Source organism: Streptomyces ossamyceticus (genome assembly GCF_001418475.1).
GTDB lineage: Bacteria > Actinomycetota > Actinomycetes > Streptomycetales > Streptomycetaceae > Streptomyces > Streptomyces ossamyceticus.
In genome coordinates this window covers 22497-40425 of the sequence record NZ_LIQX01000046.1, presented here as the reverse complement: position 1 = coordinate 40425, position 17929 = coordinate 22497, and the positions used below count along the sequence as shown (strand labels likewise).

16 protein-coding genes and 1 pseudogene are annotated in these 17929 nt (G+C 72.9%); 11 read left to right on the top strand and 6 right to left on the bottom strand.

Going from position 1 to position 17929, the window contains the following annotated elements; translation table 11 throughout:
* Nucleotides 1-96: 96 nt before the first annotated feature.
* Nucleotides 97-417: pseudogene (locus AOK15_RS46505) on the top strand (DUF6328 family protein); the annotation flags it as partial.
* A gap of 150 nt (nucleotides 418-567) precedes the next feature.
* On the opposite strand, the gene AOK15_RS04450 reads toward AOK15_RS46505, so the two are convergent.
* Nucleotides 568-1026 (bottom strand): ATP-binding protein, encoded by a 459-nt coding sequence (locus tag AOK15_RS04450; protein WP_055512959.1) that lies wholly within the window; start codon nucleotides 1024-1026, stop codon nucleotides 568-570.
* 246 nt (nucleotides 1027-1272) lie between these two features.
* Between AOK15_RS04450 and AOK15_RS04445 the strand changes: the two genes are divergently transcribed.
* Nucleotides 1273-2238 (top strand): helix-turn-helix domain-containing protein, encoded by a 966-nt coding sequence (locus tag AOK15_RS04445; RefSeq protein ID WP_055512958.1) that lies wholly within the window; start codon nucleotides 1273-1275, stop codon nucleotides 2236-2238.
* Nucleotides 2154-2378: a DUF397 domain-containing protein gene (locus AOK15_RS04440; protein WP_055512956.1), complete on the top strand. Its 225-nt coding sequence runs from the start codon at nucleotides 2154-2156 to the stop codon at nucleotides 2376-2378. Before AOK15_RS04445 ends, AOK15_RS04440 begins: the two co-directional genes overlap by 85 nt.
* Before the next feature lie 57 nt (nucleotides 2379-2435).
* On the opposite strand, the gene AOK15_RS04435 is transcribed toward AOK15_RS04440, so the two are convergent.
* Entirely contained in the window at nucleotides 2436-3563 is a 1128-nt protein-coding gene (locus tag AOK15_RS04435) for an 8-amino-7-oxononanoate synthase (protein WP_055512954.1), read from the bottom strand.
* A 200-nt stretch (nucleotides 3564-3763) separates the two neighbouring features.
* Here AOK15_RS04435 and bioB point away from each other — a divergent pair, with 200 nt between their 5' ends.
* The 3 genes from bioB to bioD are packed head-to-tail and all read left to right on the top strand — an operon-like array spanning nucleotide 3764 to nucleotide 7014.
* Entirely contained in the window at nucleotides 3764-5011 is a 1248-nt protein-coding gene (gene bioB, locus AOK15_RS04430; protein ID WP_055512952.1) for a biotin synthase BioB, read from the top strand.
* Nucleotides 5004-6293 (top strand): adenosylmethionine--8-amino-7-oxononanoate transaminase, encoded by a 1290-nt coding sequence (locus tag AOK15_RS04425; protein WP_055512950.1) that lies wholly within the window; start codon nucleotides 5004-5006, stop codon nucleotides 6291-6293. The genes bioB and AOK15_RS04425 overlap by 8 nt, the downstream gene beginning before the upstream one ends.
* A gap of 1 nt (nucleotide 6294) precedes the next feature.
* On the top strand, nucleotides 6295-7014 hold the full coding sequence (gene bioD / locus AOK15_RS04420; RefSeq protein ID WP_055512948.1) for a dethiobiotin synthase: 720 nt from the start codon (nucleotides 6295-6297) through the stop codon (nucleotides 7012-7014).
* Nucleotides 7015-7160: 146 nt separating this feature from the next.
* Here bioD and AOK15_RS04415 read toward each other — a convergent pair whose 3' ends face one another.
* Entirely contained in the window at nucleotides 7161-9254 is a 2094-nt protein-coding gene (locus tag AOK15_RS04415; protein WP_055512965.1) for a helix-turn-helix transcriptional regulator, read from the bottom strand.
* A 367-nt stretch (nucleotides 9255-9621) separates the two neighbouring features.
* Between AOK15_RS04415 and AOK15_RS04410 the strand changes: the two genes are divergently transcribed.
* Both AOK15_RS04410 and AOK15_RS04405 read left to right on the top strand, forming a co-directional pair.
* Nucleotides 9622-10308: an esterase/lipase family protein gene (locus AOK15_RS04410; protein ID WP_055512946.1), complete on the top strand. Its 687-nt coding sequence runs from the start codon at nucleotides 9622-9624 to the stop codon at nucleotides 10306-10308.
* A gap of 172 nt (nucleotides 10309-10480) precedes the next feature.
* Complete coding sequence (locus AOK15_RS04405; RefSeq protein ID WP_055512945.1) at nucleotides 10481-11152, top strand: class I SAM-dependent methyltransferase; 672 nt, start codon at nucleotides 10481-10483, stop codon at nucleotides 11150-11152.
* A gap of 46 nt (nucleotides 11153-11198) precedes the next feature.
* Here AOK15_RS04405 and AOK15_RS04400 read toward each other — a convergent pair whose 3' ends face one another.
* Nucleotides 11199-11573, bottom strand: a complete 375-nt coding sequence (locus AOK15_RS04400) for a hypothetical protein (RefSeq protein ID WP_055512943.1) — start codon at nucleotides 11571-11573, stop codon at nucleotides 11199-11201.
* A gap of 4 nt (nucleotides 11574-11577) precedes the next feature.
* Nucleotides 11578-11850 carry a hypothetical protein gene (locus AOK15_RS04395; RefSeq protein WP_055512941.1) on the bottom strand — a complete coding sequence of 91 codons (273 nt, stop codon included), beginning with the start codon at nucleotides 11848-11850 and terminating at the stop codon, nucleotides 11578-11580.
* A gap of 252 nt (nucleotides 11851-12102) precedes the next feature.
* On the opposite strand from AOK15_RS04395, the gene AOK15_RS04390 reads away from it, so the two are divergent.
* The 3 genes from AOK15_RS04390 to AOK15_RS04380 all read left to right on the top strand — a co-directional run bounded on the left by AOK15_RS04390 (nucleotide 12103) and on the right by AOK15_RS04380 (nucleotide 16576).
* Nucleotides 12103-12975 carry an ABC transporter ATP-binding protein gene (locus AOK15_RS04390; protein WP_055512939.1) on the top strand — a complete coding sequence of 291 codons (873 nt, stop codon included), beginning with the start codon at nucleotides 12103-12105 and terminating at the stop codon, nucleotides 12973-12975.
* Nucleotides 12976-12979: 4 nt separating this feature from the next.
* Nucleotides 12980-15550 (top strand): ABC transporter permease, encoded by a 2571-nt coding sequence (locus tag AOK15_RS04385; RefSeq protein ID WP_055512937.1) that lies wholly within the window; start codon nucleotides 12980-12982, stop codon nucleotides 15548-15550.
* 147 nt (nucleotides 15551-15697) lie between these two features.
* Nucleotides 15698-16576 (top strand): LLM class F420-dependent oxidoreductase, encoded by an 879-nt coding sequence (locus AOK15_RS04380; protein ID WP_055512935.1) that lies wholly within the window; start codon nucleotides 15698-15700, stop codon nucleotides 16574-16576.
* Nucleotides 16577-16694: 118 nt separating this feature from the next.
* Here AOK15_RS04380 and AOK15_RS04375 read toward each other — a convergent pair whose 3' ends face one another.
* Nucleotides 16695-17909 carry an MFS transporter gene (locus AOK15_RS04375; protein WP_205632072.1) on the bottom strand — a complete coding sequence of 405 codons (1215 nt, stop codon included), beginning with the start codon at nucleotides 17907-17909 and terminating at the stop codon, nucleotides 16695-16697.
* Between the last annotated feature and the right edge of the window lie 20 nt (nucleotides 17910-17929).

The window sequence follows — 17929 nt, the reverse complement described above, 5'->3', positions numbered from 1 at the left end:
CGGCCGCTCCCAGGTCGCTCCCCGAGTGCCCCGGAACCCTCCTTCGCCCCCTCCTCGGCGGGCGTGACACGGGCCCGGATGGTTACTCGTACAGCCATGGCCGACGAACGCATCAGCCCCGCTCGCAACGAGACGCCTCTCGAGCGGGCCGACCGCAACTTCTCCGAGTTGCTGCAGGAGCTGCGGGTCACCCAGACGGGGGTGCAGATCCTCTTCGCGTTCCTGCTGACGCTGGCCTTCACCCCGCGTTTTCCGGACCTGGACTCGTTCCAGCGCGCCACGTACGTCACCACGCTGCTGCTGGCGGTCCTCGCGGCGGCCCTCTTCACCACCCCGGCCGCCCTGCACCGCGCACTGTTCCAGCAGAACGCCAAGCCCACCATCGTCCGGGTCTCGTCCCGGCTGGCCGGCCTCGGCNNNNCACCGCCGGCGGTGGCACGCTCGTGGGCTGTCTGCTGCTGTGGGGCCTGCTCCCGAAGCTGGTGGGACGCGCCGTCCGCGGGAACCCCACGTCGACCGCGCCGCGCCCCGGCGGGACGGTCCCCGCTCCCCAGGGGCGGGACTCCGTCAGGGCTCCTGCGGACCGCCTGCCCTGACCGGCTGCACGGGGACGGCCCACGGAAGCTCGATCGCCACCGTCTTGCCGCCCTCCCGCGTGGGTCCGACGCTCAGCCGCCCGCCGCACTCGGCGGTCAGCCAGCGGATGATGACCATGCCCCGCCCGTTGTCCTGCTGGACGGCGGCGGGCAGGCGTTTCGGGAAACGCGGATGACTGTCGGTGACGCCGATGCGCAGATGCTCGTCACGGTCGAGGACGAGGTCCACCGTGAACGTGGGTGACTGACCGAAGGTGTGCTGAACGGCGTTGGTCGCGAGTTCGGACACGATCAGGCGCACGGTGTCCGCGATGTCCGTGTCGCTCGGCAGGCCCCATTCGGCCAGCACGGTGGCGACGTATCTCCGGGCCGCGGACACCGAGGCGGGATCGCTCGGCAGAGTGACGGATGCTTCCTGGTGATCTGCCATGGCGGTGCGTCCCTTTCCCACGGGACCGATGTCCGACTGGGAGCGGATGATTCGAGTACGGTCCCGGACTGGTGCTTCGCGCCAGAGTGCCACTACCTGGGCCGTCACGCGTGGTGATCCACCAAGATATGCATATATCTGTCGCTCGAAGCGGTGAACTCTCCGACGGTCGACCGTATTCGAGGGGGCCTTCGGGCCATCCTCTCCCGTCACCCGACTTCGCGCGCCGGGCGGAAGGAGACATCCATGCAATACGGTCCGGCGGTGCGCCGCCGCAAGCTCGGCGCCGAGTTGCGCCTCCTGCGCACCCGCGTCGGCATCACCAGCATCGAGGCCGCCCGTCTCGTGGGCTGGCACCAGTCGAAGGTGAGCCGCATCGAGACGGGCGCCAGCGGGGTGAAACCCGCGGACGTCCACCGACTGCTGGACGCCTACGCGGTCGACGACGCCGAGTTACGGGAACTGCTGATGGCGCTGGCGGGCTCCGAGGACGGAGGCGGACGGCACAACTGGTGGCACGCGTACCGAGGGGTGCTGCCGCCGACGTACCGGGACTTCATCAGTCTGGAGTCGCAGGCGAGCGGGATGCGTACCCTGGAGACCTCGGTCGTGCCGGGCCTGCTGCAGATCCCCGAGTACGCGCGGGCGGTGACGCGGGCCGCGGTGGAGGGGCTGGAAGACGACAAAATCGACGCGCTCGTGGAAGTGCGGCTCGCACGGCAGGACGTGCTGCGCGGACGTCCCCCGATGGAGCTGAGCGCCGTGCTCGACGAGGGTGTTCTACGGCGTGAGGTGGGCGGACCCGAGGTCATGGCCCGTCAGCTGGAGCGGTTGGTCGAGGCGGCGCGTCTGCCTCAAGTGAGACTCCAGGTGCTGCCGTTCACTGCCGGGGCGCACATCGGCATCACCGGTCCTTTCGTAATTTTCTCCTTTCAAAGCACATCCGATCTGGACGTGGTTGTTCTCGACCACTTGACGAGTAGCCTCTACCTCGAACGGAAAGAAGACCTCAGGGCTTATGTCGAGGCCTTCAACACCCTTCAGATCCACGCCCTTTCGCCCGAGGACTCGTTGGATTACATCGCCGGACTGGCTCAGGGCCAGCTTCCGGCGCGTAAGGAGGCGCCATGTCAGCTCTGCCTCGGAACGTACCCACCAGTACCGCCCTACGCGGTGTGCGATGGCTGCGCAGCAGCCGCAGCACTGGGATGAACAACTGTGTGGAAACGGCCCGTCCCGGGTCCGGCCGACTGGCCGGACTGGTGGCCGTGCGCGACTCGAAGAACACGGCGGGGCCCGCCCTGCTGTTCACCCCCGAGGCATGGGAGGGATTCGTCACCACGCTTCGGTGAGCACCACCGACCGCACCACAGGTTCCGCTTCTGGCGACGCACGGCCGCGACGCCGACTCACGGTCGCGTATCGCCGATGATTCCCACGGCTCGGTCGATCTGCCCCTCGGTGAGATCCGCCCGGGCGGTCAACCGCAGCCTCGAGATGCCGTCGGGCACCGACGGCGGGCGGAAGCAGCCGACGGCGAGACCCGCCTCCCGGCAGTCCGCCGCCCACCGCACCGCCTGATCCGGAGACGGCGCCCGTACGGACACCACGGCGGCGTCGGGCCGCACCGCTTCATGGCCCGACGCCGTCAGCCGTGTGTGCAGCGCCCTCGCCACCTCACGGGCCCGCGCGGCCCGCTCCGGCTCACGGCGCAGCAGCCTGAGCGCGGCGAGGGCGGCGCCCGTCGCCGCCGGGGCGAGCCCCGTGTCGAAGATGAACGTGCGGGCCGCGTTGACCAGGTGGTCGATGACCTTCGCCGGTCCGAGGACGGCACCGCCCTGGCTGCCCAGCGACTTCGACAGGGTGACCGTCACGACGACATTGGGGGCGCCCGCCAGCCCCGCCGCGTACGGCGCTCCCCGGCCGCCGTCGCCGAGGACACCGAGCCCGTGGGCGTCGTCCACGACGAGCCCGGCGCCGTACGCGCGGCACGCGGCGGCCAGTCCGGCCAGCGGGGCGGCGTCGCCGTCCACCGAGAACACGGTGTCGGAGACCGCGATCGCGGGCCCCTTGGCCGTGCCGAGCGCCTTGCGGACCGCCTCCGGGTCGGCGTGCTCGACGACCTGGGTGGTCCCGCGGGCCAGCCGGCAGCCGTCGATGAGGGAGGCGTGGTTGCCCGCGTCGGACACGACCAGCGAGCCGTGCGGGGCGAGCGCGGTGACGGCGGCGAGGTTGGCGGCGTAGCCGGAGGAGAAGACGAGGGCGGCCTCGAAGCCGCAGAAGGCGGCCAGTTCGCGCTCCAGCTCGCCGTGGAGTTCGGTGGTGCCGGTGACGAGCCGGGAGCCGGTCGCCCCGCCACCCCAGGTGCGTGCCGCCTCGGCCGCGCCCTCGATGATCTCGGGGTGGTGGGCCAGCCCCAGATAGTCGTTGCTCGCGAGGTCGAGCAGGGGCGAGTCGGCGGGGCGGGGGCGCAGGGTCCGTACGAGCCCGGCGCGGCGGCGCGCCGACGCCTGCTCGTCGATCCAGCCGAACGCCATGAGTCCTCCGGGGGTCGCGTGGGCAGCCCTCGGTGCCGGTGCTGTCATCGGGCAGCGCGGCAGGGGCTTTTGTAGGCAGTGCACAGACACTAACGGGACGGCCGGTCGCCCACGATGTGGCGATACCCACACGTCGATCCGACTCTGTTGTCCGAAGTCTCCTTGGCCGGGAGCGGTCCGGTAGGACAGGATCGGCTCTCATGGACCTGCTGAACACGCTGGTGGACAAGGGGCTCCGGCGCGAGCCGCTGAGCCGTGCCGAGGCGCTCGCCGTCCTCGGCACCTCCGACGACGACCTGCTCGACGTGGTGGCCGCGGCCGGAAAGGTGCGCAGGCACTGGTTCGGGCGACGGGTGAAACTGAACTATCTCGTCAACCTGAAGTCCGGGCTGTGTCCCGAGGACTGCTCGTACTGCTCCCAGCGGCTCGGCTCGACGGCCGGGATCCTCAAGTACACCTGGCTGAAGCCCGACGAGGCGTCGAAGGCCGCCGCGGCCGGTCTCGCCGGCGGTGCCAAGCGGGTGTGTCTGGTGGCGTCCGGGCGCGGCCCGACGGACCGTGACGTCGACCGGGTCGCGGGCACCATCAAGGCCATCAAGGAGGAGAACGAGGGCGTCGAGGTGTGCGCCTGTCTGGGTCTGCTCTCCGACGGTCAGGCCGAACGGCTGCGCGAGGCTGGCGCGGACGCGTACAACCACAACCTCAACACGTCGGAGTCGACGTACGGGGAGATCACGACCACCCACACGTACGCCGATCGGGTGGACACCGTGCAGAAGGCGCACGCGGCGGGTCTGTCGGCGTGCTCCGGTCTGATCGCGGGCATGGGCGAGACCGACGAGGACCTCGTCGACGTCGTCTTCTCGCTGCGCGAACTCGACCCGGACTCGGTGCCGGTCAACTTCCTGATCCCGTTCGAGGGCACCCCGCTGGCGAAGGAGTGGAACCTCACGCCGCAGCGGTGCCTGCGGATCCTCGCCATGGTGCGGTTCGTCTGCCCGGACGTCGAGGTGCGCATCGCCGGTGGCCGCGAGGTGCATCTGCGGACGATGCAGCCGCTCGCGCTGCACCTGGCCAACTCGATCTTCCTCGGCGACTACCTCACCAGCGAGGGCCAGGCCGGCAAGGCCGACCTGGAGATGATCGCGGACGCCGGGTTCGAGGTGGAGGGCGCCGACCAGGTCACGCTGCCGGAGCACCGGGCGGCCGGGGGCGGCTGCGGGTCCCACGAGAGCGCCGGGTGCGGTACCCACGAGGGCGGCGGTGGCTGCGGGTCCCACGACAGCGGTGGCGGGTGCGGGTCGCACGAGGGGGGCGGCGTCTGCGGTTCCGCGGCTGCCGCGGCCACCTCCTCCTCCACGGCGACCCCGCAGACGGGCGAGGCCCGGACGGACCTCGTCGCCGTGCGCCGTCGGGGTGCGGGAACGGATCTCGCGCCCAATGCCTGAGGCGCCCGACCTGAGCGTGGCCGAGTTGCTGGACCTCGACCGACGGCATGTGTGGCATCCGTACGGTCCGATGCCGGGCCGGGTCGAGCCGCTCGTCGTGGAGTCGGCGAGCGGGGTCCGGCTGCGGCTCGCCGACGGCTCGGGCGAACTCGTCGACGGCATGTCGTCCTGGTGGTCGGCCATCCACGGCTACAACCACCCGGTGCTCAACGAGGCCGCGCGCGAGCAGCTCGACCGGATGAGCCATGTGATGTTCGGCGGGCTCACCCACGAGCCCGCCGTTCGGCTGGCGAAGCGCCTTGTCGACATGTCGCCCGACGGTCTGGAGCATGTGTTCCTCGCCGACTCGGGTTCGGTGTCGGTCGAGGTCGCCGTCAAGATGTGCCTTCAGTACTGGCGTTCGCTCGGCCGCCCCGGCAAGCAGCGCCTGCTCACCTGGCGCGGCGGCTACCACGGCGACACCTGGCAGCCCATGTCGGTGTGCGACCCCGACGGTGGGATGCACGAGCTGTGGCAGGGCGTGCTGCCGCGGCAGGTGTTCGTCGAGGCGCCGCCGGCGGAGTACGACGAGGCGTACGCGGAACGGTTGCGCTCGGCGGTCGAGCGGCACGCCGACGAACTGGCCGCCGTGATCGTGGAGCCGGTGGTGCAGGGCGCGGGCGGGATGCGGTTCCACTCCCCCGCGTATCTGCGGGTGCTGCGCGAGGCGTGCGACGCGCACGACGTGCTGCTGGTGTTCGACGAGATCGCGACCGGGTTCGGCCGGACGGGCGCGCTGTTCGCGGCGGAGCACGCGGCGGTGACACCGGATGTGATGTGCGTGGGGAAGGCGCTGACCGGCGGTTATCTGACGATGGCCGCGACGCTGTGCACGGCGCGGGTGGCCGACGGGATCTCGCGGGGCGAGGTGCCCGTCCTCGCCCACGGGCCGACGTTCATGGGCAATCCGCTGGCCGCGTCCGTGGCGCTCGCCTCGATCGAACTGCTGCTGGGGCAGGACTGGCTCGCGGAGGTCCGGCGGATCGAGGCGGGACTGCGGGAGGGGTTGGCCCCGGTGCTCGACGTGCCGGGGGTGAAGGACGTCCGGGTCCTCGGCGCCATCGGTGTCGTCCAGCTCGACCACGAGGTGGACATGAAGGCGGCGACGGAGGCCGCGGTGCGCGAGGGCGTGTGGCTGCGGCCGTTCCGCGACCTCGTTTACACGATGCCGCCGTACGTCACCGGTGACGAGGACGTGGCACGGATCGCGCGCGCGGTGTGCGCGGCGGCACGGGAGGGATGACATGGCGATCCTGGTGGTGACGGGAACGGGCACGGAGGTCGGCAAGACGGTCGTCACGGCGGCCGTCGCCGCGGTGGCGGCGGCCGCCGGCCGGTCCGTGGCGGTGCTCAAGCCCGCGCAGACCGGGGTACGGCCGGACGAGCGCGGCGACGCGGACGAGGTGGTACGGCTCGCCGGGGACACCGTCGCCGCGCACGAACTCGCCCGCTATCCGGAGCCGCTGGCTCCCGCGACCGCCGCCCGGCGGTCCGGGCTCACCCCGGTCCACCCCGAGGACGTCGCCGAGGCGGCGGCGAAGCTCACGACCGACCACGACCTGGTCCTGGTCGAGGGCGCGGGCGGCCTCCTGGTCCGCTTCGACGAGGCGGGCGGCACGCTGGCGGACACGGCGCGGCTGCTGGGCGCGCCGGTGCTGCTGGTGGCCTCGGCCGGGCTGGGCACGCTCAACACGACCGAGCTGACGGCCCGCGAACTCGCCGCGCGGGAGGTGGGACTGACGGGTGTCGTCATCGGCAGCTGGCCCACGGCCCCGGATCTGGCGTCCCGTTGCAATGTGGCGGACCTGCCGGTGGTGGCGGGAGCGCCGCTGCTGGGGGCGGTGCCGCAGGGCGCGGGCGCGCTGGAACCGGCGGAGTTCCGGGCGCGGGCGGGCGGTTGGCTGGCCCCGACGCTGGGCGGCGCGTGGGACGCGGGGGCCTTCGCGGCGCGGGAGGCCGTGTAGCGGCCCTCAGGACGGGGCCCCCGGCATCGTGGGCGGTGCCCACCCGTTCCGCACTGCGGAACGACTGCCCGCAGCGGTGACAGCACACGTGTCCGGGGGAGCGCAGGACGGCGGGTTGTCGGGTTCCGGCACCGTGCCCGCCGCGCTCAGCTTTCCGCTTCTCCCAGCAGGCGGACCAGTTCGATGCGGGATCTGATGCCCAGGCGGGCGAAGACGCCGCGGAGGTGGTGGTCGATCGTGCGGGGGCTGAGGAGGAGGCGGGCGGCGATCTCCCGGTTCGTGGCGCCGTCCGCGGCCATGCGGGCGATGGTCAGTTGCTGGGCCGTGAGCCGGCCGGTGAGATCGTCGGGGCCCGGAGCGGCGGGGGCCCGCTCGCCGAGGGCGCGGAGCTCGCCGCGGGCCTGGTCGGCGCAGTGGGGCGAGCCGAAGTGGTCGAAGGCCTCCAGCGCGCTGTGCAGCCGGTCGCGCGCCTCGGTGCGGTTGCGGAGCCGCCGCAGCGCGCTGCCGAACAGCAGTTCCGTGCGGGCCCGTTCGAAGTCACGGGTGCCGGAGGCGTGCAGGTCGAGCGCGGCGCGGTAGTGCTCCACGGCCTCCTCCCCCGTCGCGAGCAGCGCCCGGCAGCGGGCGCTGAGGGCGAGGTCGTCGGCGCTGCGGACGGTGCGGGCCCAGTGGTCGTAGTCGGCGTGCGCGGCGCGGGCCACGCGGGTGTCGCCGGTGCGGACGGCGGCCTCGACGTAGTGCGGGGTGGCGAGGTGACGGATGGCCCGGTGCCCGTGCCCGGGGCCGAACCCTGCGAGTGCGCGCAGACGGGCCGCCGACGCGGCGTAGCGGCCGGCGGCGAGGTCGAGGAAGGCGAGGGCGTACATGGCGAGCGCGGCCGGGAGTCCGAGGCCCCGTTCCAGCGCGTGGGCGCGGGCGGACTCGGCGCGCTCCCGGCACACCTGCTCGTCCCCGGTGACGGCCGCGAACATCGCGAGGGCCGCCTGGAGATGGCAGGCCCCGTTGTCCTGCCCGGTGGCGTACGCCTGCCGCAGGGCCTCCACGGCGGCGGCCTCGGCGGCCCTGGGGCGTCCGGTCCAGAACTCGGCGTACGCCCGGAACTCCATGGCCTGCGGCACGGTCACCGTCTCGCCCCTGGCGCGTGCGGAGGCGGCGGCGCGGGCGGTGGCGGTGAACGCGCGGGTGTGGTCGCCGAGGAGCAGGGCGGCGATCCCGGCGTGGATCAGGCCGGTGGGGTCACCGCCGGGGCCGCAACGACCCGCCGCGGCTTCGAGGACGTCACGGGCGTCGTCGTAGCGTCCCTCGAACGCGGCGGCCAGTGCGCCGAGGGTGCTCGGCGGCAGGATGCCGAGCCGGTCGGCGACCGCGGCGGCCTCCCGGCAGCGGCGCAGGTCCCCGGTGTAGATGGCGGCCTCGGTGGCTCGTGCCAACAGATGGGCAGCCGTGTCCGGGGCGTGGCCGCCGCCGTGCCGGACCGTGGCGGTGAGCAGGGCGTCGAAGGCCTCGGAGGCGTTGCCGGAGCGGAGGGCCAGGAGGCCGGCGAGGGCGTCGTCGTCGGTGGCGGCGACGAGCCGGCGGGCCCGGTCTCCGTCGCCCGACTGCCAGGCCTCCGCCGCCGCCCGCGTGAGCAGGGGCATGCGTTCGGCGGGGTCGGGGGTGAGGCCGGCGGCGCGTTCGGCGAGGGCGGAGGCCAGCGCGGGCTCCCCGATGGCACGTGCCACCTTCGCCGCGAGCCGGAGTTCGGCGGCGAGTCGGCGGCTCGGGCCGAGGGCGGCGGCGGCCCGGTGCCAGGAGCGTCTGGGTCTCTCGCCCTCGCCGCTGAGGACTCCGGCGAGGAGGCGGTGGGCCGTGCGGCGGTCGGCCGTGGAGGCGGACTCGTAGACGGCGACACGGGTCCAGGCGTCCCGGAAGACGACGCCCTGGGCCGTGGCGTCCGCGATGCCCGCCGCCTCGGCCGCGTCGAGGGGCCGGGTGTCGAGTCCGGCGGCCGTGACGGCCCGCTCGTAGGCGTGGGTCGGGATCGGGTACTGGTCGGCCGCGGCGAGGAGCAGCAGGAAGCGGGTGTCGTCGGGCAGGGCCCTGATGTCCCGCCGGTGAGCCCGCAGCAGCGCGGGGGCGAGCGTGAACGGCTCGGCGGGCAGCGGGTCGAGCCCGATGGCCTGGCGCGGGGTCAGGGCGGCGGCGAGTTCGGCGGCGGCGCGCGGATCGCCGTGGGCGGCGTGCAGCAGACGTACGCGCACGCCTTCGGACAGCGCGGGCGCGGGCACGCCCCGCTCGGCCGGGCCGGACGCGGAGGGGCCGGCGGCGCGCTGGCCGGACGCGGCTGAATCGGCGCCCCGGCCCGGCGCGGACGGGCCGCCTCGGGGCGGCGCGGGCACGCCTTCGGGGGGCGTCGGCGCGGCGGCCGATGCCGTGTCCGGGCTCGGCCGCGCGGTCCTGGGGGGCGGTGGCGAGCGATGCGGAAGTCGTGGGGGGTTCACCGGAGTCACCACACTCATCACGTTACTTGCGAGTTAACCGACCAGTAAAGACCGGCGATTTCACCGATGCGGCGCGCGTAGACCCCGCTGACACTCCTGACGAACCCCACCCGTTTCAGGAGGCTCCATGCATCGCCGCATGCGCCGTATCGCCACGGCCCTCGCGACCGTGACCAGCACGCTCCTGCTGTCCCTCACCTTCTCCGCGGCCCCCGCTCGGGCCGCGACCCACAACCCGGTCGTCTTCGTGCACGGTCTGAGCAGTTCGTCCAGCAGCTGGGACGACTGGATCGCGTACTTCAAGGCGGACGGTTACACCGCCTCGGAGCTGCACTCCTGGTCGTACGACTGGGGCCAGTCGAACGCCACGACGGCCGCGCAGCTGAAGACGAAGATCCAGAGCGTGCTCGCCTCGACGGGCGCCTCCAAGGTCGACGTGGTCGTCCACTCGATGGGCGCGCTCAGTTCCCGCTACTACCTGAAGAACCTCGGCGGGACGGCGTACGTCGACGACTTCGTCTCCACGGCGGGTGTCAACCACGGGACGACCGTGGCGGGTTGGTGCCGCTGGCTGTACACCTCGTGTGCCGAGATGTACACCGGCAGCTCGTTCCTGACCTCGCTCAACTCCGGTGACGAGACACCGGGCGGTGTGTCGTACGCCAGCTACTGGTCGAACTGCGACGACGCGCTCACCCCGGACACCACCGCGATCCTGAACGGGGCCACGAACGTCGAGGTCGGCTGTGTCTCGCACGACGAGATGAACAACGACCACCGCGTTTACGAGCAGGTGCGGAACTTCATCGCCTGACCTCGCGGCACCTCGGAACACCGCCCGCCGTACGACCGGCGCCCGTCGCGCGACCGTCTCCCCAGGGCCGCGCGGCGGGCGCCGTCGTGTCCGTTGCTCGGCGCGGGACGGGTGAGCCGGTGCCCGACGGGGGACAATCCGGGTATCTGTCGTCCTCCTCGGGAGGCCCGTCATGGTCCGTGCCGGCAAGGACACCGTGCGCCACCCCCTGTTCGCCCGGTTCTACGCCCGGCTGAGCGTGTCGGCGGAGCCGATGGTGGGTCCGTTGCGCGACGAGCTGCTCGCCGGGCTCTCGGGGCGGGTCATCGAGATCGGCGCCGGCAACGGTCTGAACTTCGCGCACTACCCGCGTACGGTCGCGGAGGTCGTGGCGATCGAACCGGAGCGCTCCCTGCGGAAGTTGGCCCTGGAGGCGGCCCTGCGTGCCGATGTCCCGGTGGATGTCGTGCCGGGCGCGGCGGAGGCCCTGCCGGTCAAGAGCGAGGCGTTCGACGCGGCCGTCGTGTCGTTGGTCCTGTGCAGCGTGCGGGATGTGGAGCGTGCGCTGCGGGAGATCCGGCGGGTGCTGCGTCCCGGCGGTGAGCTGCGGTTCTTCGAGCACGGCGGGGGCGGCGGCCGGGTGATGCGCACGACCCGGCGGGCGCTGGACCACACGGTGTGGCCCCTGCTGTTCGGCGGCTGCCACGTGTCCCGCGACCCGATGGGCGCGATCGAGGCCGCGGCCTTCGAGATCGAGTCGGTCAAGGAGCTGTCGCTGCCGCCGCGGGGCCCGCGCCTGCCCAGCTCCCACCACGTCCTGGGCCGGGCCCGGCGCTCCGGCCTAGACGAGGAGGTCGCGGACTAGGGGCCGTCTGTCCTGTCGGCCCGGCGAGGCCGCGGGCGGTCGTCGTTCACCGGCTCCACTGGCGCAGTTCCTGGGCGATGTCCTGCACCGTGACCTCGCCGCTCTTGACGAGTCTGGCCAGTTCGCGCACCTGCTCGGCCGAGGTGACGACCTTGACTCCGCTGGCGACGAGGTAGCCGTAGGCGACGGCGGAGGCGAACAGCGCGTTGGAGCGCTCCAGGGCGGGGACGTGCATCAGGAGTTGCAGGAGGGAGGCGGCGCGGGCGTGCGGGGTGTCGTAGACGGGGACGTCGAAGATCTGCGCGTCGTGCCGGGCGACGGCCGCGACGAGGGCGCCCCAGTCGCTGACCTGGGGATCTCCGGGCGTCTTCTGTTCGGCGACCATCAGCAGCCAGGCGAGGTCGATTCTGAGCTGGCTCAAGGGATCAGTGACGTCCCTCGCGCCCGCCCCCGGGTTCCCCCGTCGCTTTCGACGTCGTCGGGACGGGGGCGCCGTCGAACTCCTCGGCGAAGACCGCCTCGTACTGCTTCATGAAATCGGCCGCGGACTCCACGAAGGTGTGGCCCACCTCTCCGGTGTCCTGTCTGACCAGCTCCTCGATGTACCGGTTGACACTCATCCCGCGCTCCAGGGCTCGCTCCCGGGCGGCTCGCGCCGTGTCCTCGTCCACCCGTACGTTCAGCTGGGTCTTGGCCATGCCTCGACGCTAGCGCCGGAGTGCTAGCACGGCAAGGGGCCCATATACCGACCGAGCACGCTTCCACGTCGCGAGCAGTGGCCGCCGCACCCCGTAGGGGCGCGACACTCATGTCCCTTACACCGACATCCGGTGCCCGACCTGCGACGGAGGCCGCCTCGGACTTCGGGGGGATACCCGGTGTGGACTGGATCACATTAGGCTCGTCCGGGAACGCCCGGAATGCGAACTCGTTCGAGCAGGGAGGCCGTTTTGTCCACTGCTGCCGCTGAGCACTCCCTCGGCCGCGCGGAAGCCGACGGTGTCGCCGCCCGCGCCCGGGGCCTGACGAAGGCGTACGGCTCGGGCGAGACGGCGGTGCTCGCCCTCGACTCGGTCGACGTGGACATCACGCGCGGCCGTTTCACCGCGGTGATGGGCCCTTCGGGCTCGGGGAAGTCCACGCTGATGCACTGTCTGGCCGGGCTCGACACCGTGTCCGCCGGGCAGGTGTGGCTCGGGGACACCGAGATCACCGCTCTGAAGGACCGGGAGCTGACCCGGCTGCGCCGGGACCGCATCGGCTTCATGTTCCAGTCGTTCAATCTGATCCCGACGCTGAACGCGGCCGAGAACATCACCCTGCCGATGGACATCGCGGGCCGGAAACCCGACGAGAAGTGGCTGGACCAGGTCATCGACACGCTCGGACTGCGCAACCGGCTGCGGCACCGGCCGTCCCAGCTGTCCGGCGGCCAGCAGCAGCGGGTCGCCTGCGCCCGCGCCCTCGCGTCCCGGCCCGAGCTGATCTTCGCCGACGAGCCGACCGGCAACCTCGACTCGCGGGCCGGCCTGGAGGTGCTGGGGTTCCTGCGCGAGGCCGTCGACCAGCTGGGGCAGACCGTCGTCATGGTCACCCACGACCCCGGGGCCGCCGCCCACTCCGACCTGGTGCTGTATCTCGCCGACGGACGGATCGTGGACCGGATGGAGCACCCCACGGCCGAGGCGGTCCTCGAACGGATGCGCCTGTTCAGCGGAAGCGGCGCCCAGCCCTCCGCGCTCGACCCGCGCGCCACGACCGACGGGGTGGGCGCCCCCGCCGACGCGCGCACCACCGGGCCCACCGACCTCGACAAGGACTGAGACCGTGCTGAAGGCGACCCTGCGGAGTTTCCTGGCGCACAAGGGGCGGCTGGTGCTCTCGGCGCTGGCCGTCGTCCTGTCCGTGGCGTTCGTCTCGGGCAGTCTGATCTTCTCGGACACGGTCACCCGTACCTTCGACCGACTCTTCGCCTCCACCTCGGCCGATGTCACCGTCGGCCCGAAGGACGACGACCTGGGGGGTCAGATGCCGTCCGGGGCCGTGGACACCGTGCCCGCCTCGCTCGCCGAGCGGGTCGCGAAGGTCGACGGCGTCGCGGACACCCATGTCGACGCGGCCGTGGAGAACATCACCGTCGTCGACCGGGACAACGAGTCGGTGGGCCCCACGACCGGCGCCCCCACCATCGCGACCAACTGGTACCTCACCGACCGCAGCCCCGTGGAGCTGACCAGCGGGCACCCCCCCAAGGGCCCCGGTCAGGCGCTGCTGGACGCCGACACCGCGAAGAAGAAGGACGTGGCGATCGGCGACACGCTCACCGTGCTCGCCGCACCCGGCTCCTTCAAGGTCAAGATCGTCGGCATCGCCACCTTCACCACCACGAACCCCGGCGCCGCGCTGGTCTTCCTCGACACCCCGACCGCGCAGTCCCGGCTGCTGGGCGACCCGGACGCCGCCACGGGCATCTCGGTGACCGCGGACCCCGGTGTCGGCGACGCCCGGCTGAAGGAACGGATCGCCGCCGCGCTCGGGCCGGGCACCTACGAGTACCAGACCGCCGACGAGCAGGCCGATTCGGCGGCCGCCTCGCTGGGCGGGTTCCTCGACGTCATCAAGTACGTGATGCTGGGCTTCGCGGGCATCGCGACGCTCGTCGGGGTGTTCCTCATCGTCAACACCTTCTCGATGCTCATCGCACAGCGCACGCGTGAGCTGGGCCTGCTGCGCGCCCTCGGTGCCGACCGGCGGCAGGTTCGCCGGTCCGTGCTCGCCGAGGCGGCGCTCCTCGGCCTCGTCGGGTCGACGCTCGGCCTCGCCGCGGGCATCGGGCTGGCCTTCGGGCTGATCGAGCTCATGGGCGCCTTCGGGATGAACCTCAAGTCCACCGAGATGGCCGTCGGCGTGGGGACGCCGATCGCGGCGTACGTCGTCGGGCTCGGAGTGACGTTCGTGGCGGCGTACCTGCCGGCGCGGCGCGCGGCGACCGTGTCGCCGATGGCGGCGCTCACGGACGCGGAGATCGCCGGGGCGGGTCGGCCGCTGCGGACGCGGGCGTTGGTCGGCGGGGTCGTCGGCGCGGCCGGCGCCGCCGCGCTCGTCGGGTGCGCGCTGTCGTCGGACACCGGCTCGGCGGCCTCGCTCCTCGGCCTCGGTGTCGTCCTCACCCTCATCGCGACCGTCATCGCGGGCCCGCTCCTGGTACGGCCCGTGATCCGGGTCCTCGGCGGCGCGTTCCCGGCACTGTTCGGCTCCGTCGGCCGGATGAGCCAGCGCAACGCCCTGCGCAACCCGCGCCGTACGGGAGCCACGGCCGCCGCGCTGATGGTGGGGCTCGCGCTGGTCGCCGGGATGTCCGTGGCGAGCGCGTCGATGACCAAATCGTTCGACAACGAGATCGACAAGACACTGGGCGCGGACTTCGTCGTCCAGAACCAGAACTTCCTGCCGTTCCCCCAGGAGGTCACCGACAAGGTCCGCGACACCGAGGGCGCCGGCCTCGTCGTACGGCAGCGGTTCGCGCCGGTCGCCGTGCGGCTGCCGGACGGCAAGCGGGTCGAGACCACCGCCGCCGCCTACGACCCTCGGCTCGACGAGGTCGCGAACGTCACCTACGCCGAGGGCGACAGCGCCGCCGCGCTCACCGACGGCGCCCTCGGCATGGACGTGAACTTCGCCCGCGAGCACGACGTGACGCTCGGCGACACGGTCCCGGTGCGGTTCCCGGGCGGGAAGGACGCCGAGCTGAAGGTCGCCGCGCTCACCGACCAGGACACCGCCGACGGCTTCGGGATGCAGGGCGGCCTCTTCTTCGGGACGGGCACCGTCGAGCGGTACGTGCCGGACGGCCAGGACTCGGCGCTGTATGTGAACGCCGCCTCCGGGGTCGGCGCCGACGAACTGCGCGCGAACCTGGAGCGGACGCTGGACGCGTACCCCCAGGTGCAGGTGCGGGACCAGGCCGACTACAAGGAGCTGGTCCGCGGCCAGATCGCCGTGCTGCTGTACCTGGTGTACGCGCTGCTCGGCCTGGCGATCGTGATCGCCGTACTCGGCGTGGTGAACACCCTCGCCCTGTCGGTGGTCGAGCGCACCCGGGAGATCGGGCTGTTGCGCGCGATCGGGCTGGGCCGGCGGCAGCTGCGGCGGATGATCCGGCTGGAGTCGGTGGTGATCGCCGTGTTCGGCGCGGTCCTCGGGCTGGCGCTGGGACTGGTGTGGGGGGTGTGCGTGCAGCAGGTGCTGGCTCTCCAGGGCATGAAGGCGCTGGCGATCCCGTGGGGCACGGTCGTCGCCGTGGTGATCGGCTCGGCGGTGGTCGGTGTGGTGGCCGCCCTGCTGCCGGCGCTGCGGGCGTCGCGCATGAATGTGCTGGCGGCGATCGCGCACGAGTGACCATCCGGGGGCCCGGGGACGGGCGAGCTGATGCCGCGGCCCGAGCGTGCGGGGGCCCGCGGACCGGGCGTGCTGGCAGCGAGCGCGCCCGGGTGGTGTACTCGCCGGGACACACAGGCTCAAATCCCCTGTCGGTGAGGAGAGTTCATGCCGCGCCCGTTCCGTTTCGGAGTCAATCTGCTCAATCCGACCTCGGCCGAGGAGTGGCGCGCGAAGTGCCGCAGGGCCGAGCGGCTCGGCTTCGACGTGATCCTGGTCCCCGACCATCTGGGCATGCCGGCCCCGTTCCCGGCGCTGGTCGCGGCGGCGGAGGCGACCGAACGGCCGCGGGTCGGCACGTTCGTGCTCAACGCGGGCTTCTGGAACCCGGCGCTCCTGGCCCGCGAGGTGGCCACCACGGACGCGCTGACCGACGGACGCCTGGAACTGGGGCTCGGCACCGGGTACGTCCCGGCCGAGCACGAGAGAGCGGGCCTGCCGTGGGGGTCGCCGCGCGAGCGCGTCGACCATCTCGCCCGGACGATCGCGGAGTTACGGCGGCTCCTTGCCTCGGAGGAGCATCAACCGCGCCCCGCCCAGCGGACCGTACCGCTGCTCGTCGGCGCCAACGGCGACCGGATGCTGAGGGTCACCGCCGAGCACGCGGATATCGCGGCGTTCACGGGCGCCCGGCCGGGGGCGGGCGGCACGCTGGAGGCGCTGACGGCGGAGGAGCTGGACGAACGGGTCGGCCGGTACCGCGAGTTCGCCTCCGGCCGGGAGGAGCCGGCCGAGCTCAATCTGCTGATCCAGATCGTGGAGTTCACCGAGGACCGCGGCGCCGCCGTCCGGCCGTGGCTCGGGCACATCCCGCATCTGAGCGAGGAGCAGGTCCTGCGGCTGCCCCTGGTCCTCGTGGGGACGCTGGACGAGATCGTCGACCAGGTACTGGCGCATCGGAAACGGTACGGCTTCACGTATCTCACGGTCCTGGAGCCGAACATGGAGGCGTTCGCCCGCGTCATCGAGGCGCTGCGCGGCCGGTGAGACGGCGGGCCCGGTGCCTCCGGCTGCCGGCCGTCGAGTCCGTGCACCCCGCACGTCCCGTACCNNGGTACGGGACGTGCGGGGTGCCGCGGGGCGGGACGGATCGCCGGCCGCCGTGCTACGCGGTCGTGTCGGCCGTGCTGCCGTGCCCGCGCCGACGGCCCGCGCGGGGTGTGCGCTCGCCGCCGCCGGCCGCGGCACGTACCGCGGTGAGGGTGTAGGCGAGTGCGGCGGCGGCCACGACCGCGAGGAGGGCGAGGCCGAGGGCGTACGACTCGTACGCGCCGTACAGGGAGCCCATGACCAGCGGCGGGAGGAAGCCGCCGAGGCCGCCCGCGGCGCCGACGACGCCGGTGACCGAGCCGACCTGGGCCGCCGGGGTCATCAGGGCGACCAGGGCGAACGTCGCGCCGCTGCCGGCGCCGAGCGCGGCCGCCATGGACAGGAAGGCGACGGTGCCCACGGGCGCGAGGGGCAGTGTGAAGGACTGCACGAGCGCCCCGGCGACGACCACGGTCAGCGAGCCGGCCAGCACCCGGACCGGGCCCAGCCGGTCGGACAGCCAGCCGCCCATCGGGCGCATGGCCACCGCGAGGAGCACGAAGCCCGCCATGCGGTTGGCGGCGTCCGCCTGGGTGAGGCCGTAGCCGGTCTTGAGGTAGGTGGGCAGGTAGACGGAGAAGGCCACGTAGCCGCCGAACGCCACGGCGTAGAGCGCGGATGCCTGCCAGGTGATGGGCAGGCGGGCGGTGGTGGCCAGCCGGCGCCCGAGCGGCTCGGTCGGCACGGTGCGGCCGGGGGCGTCGCGCAGCAGCAGTGCGGCGGCCACGGCGTACACGGCCAGGGCGGCCGCGGTGATCAGGAACGGCGTGGCCATGGTGTTCGCGTCGACCAGTTTCACGGTGGTCAGGGCGCTGACGGCGGTGCCGCCCATGCCGGCGCCGAAGACGCCGATGGCGAGCCCGCGCCGTGCGGGCGGGAACCAGGCGTTGACGAACGGCACTCCGACGGCGAACGCGGTGCCGCCGACGCCGAGGAAGAACCCGCCGACGAGGAGCGCGGCGAGCGAGGAGTGGCCGATCAGCCCGAGGGAGAGCACCGGCACGACGGTGGCCGCCGACACGATCGGGAACATGACCCGTCCGCCGAACCGGTCGGTCAGCGCGCCGACCGGGATCCGCCCCAGCGAGCCCACCACGACGGGGACCGCCACCAGCAGGGACTGCTCGAACGACGAGAGGTCGAGGCTCTCCTTGAAGCGGGGGCCGAGCGGGCTGAGCAGCGCCCACGCCCAGAAGTTCACCGCGAAACCCGCGGTGGCCAGGGTCAGCATCAGCCACGCCCGGCCGGGCG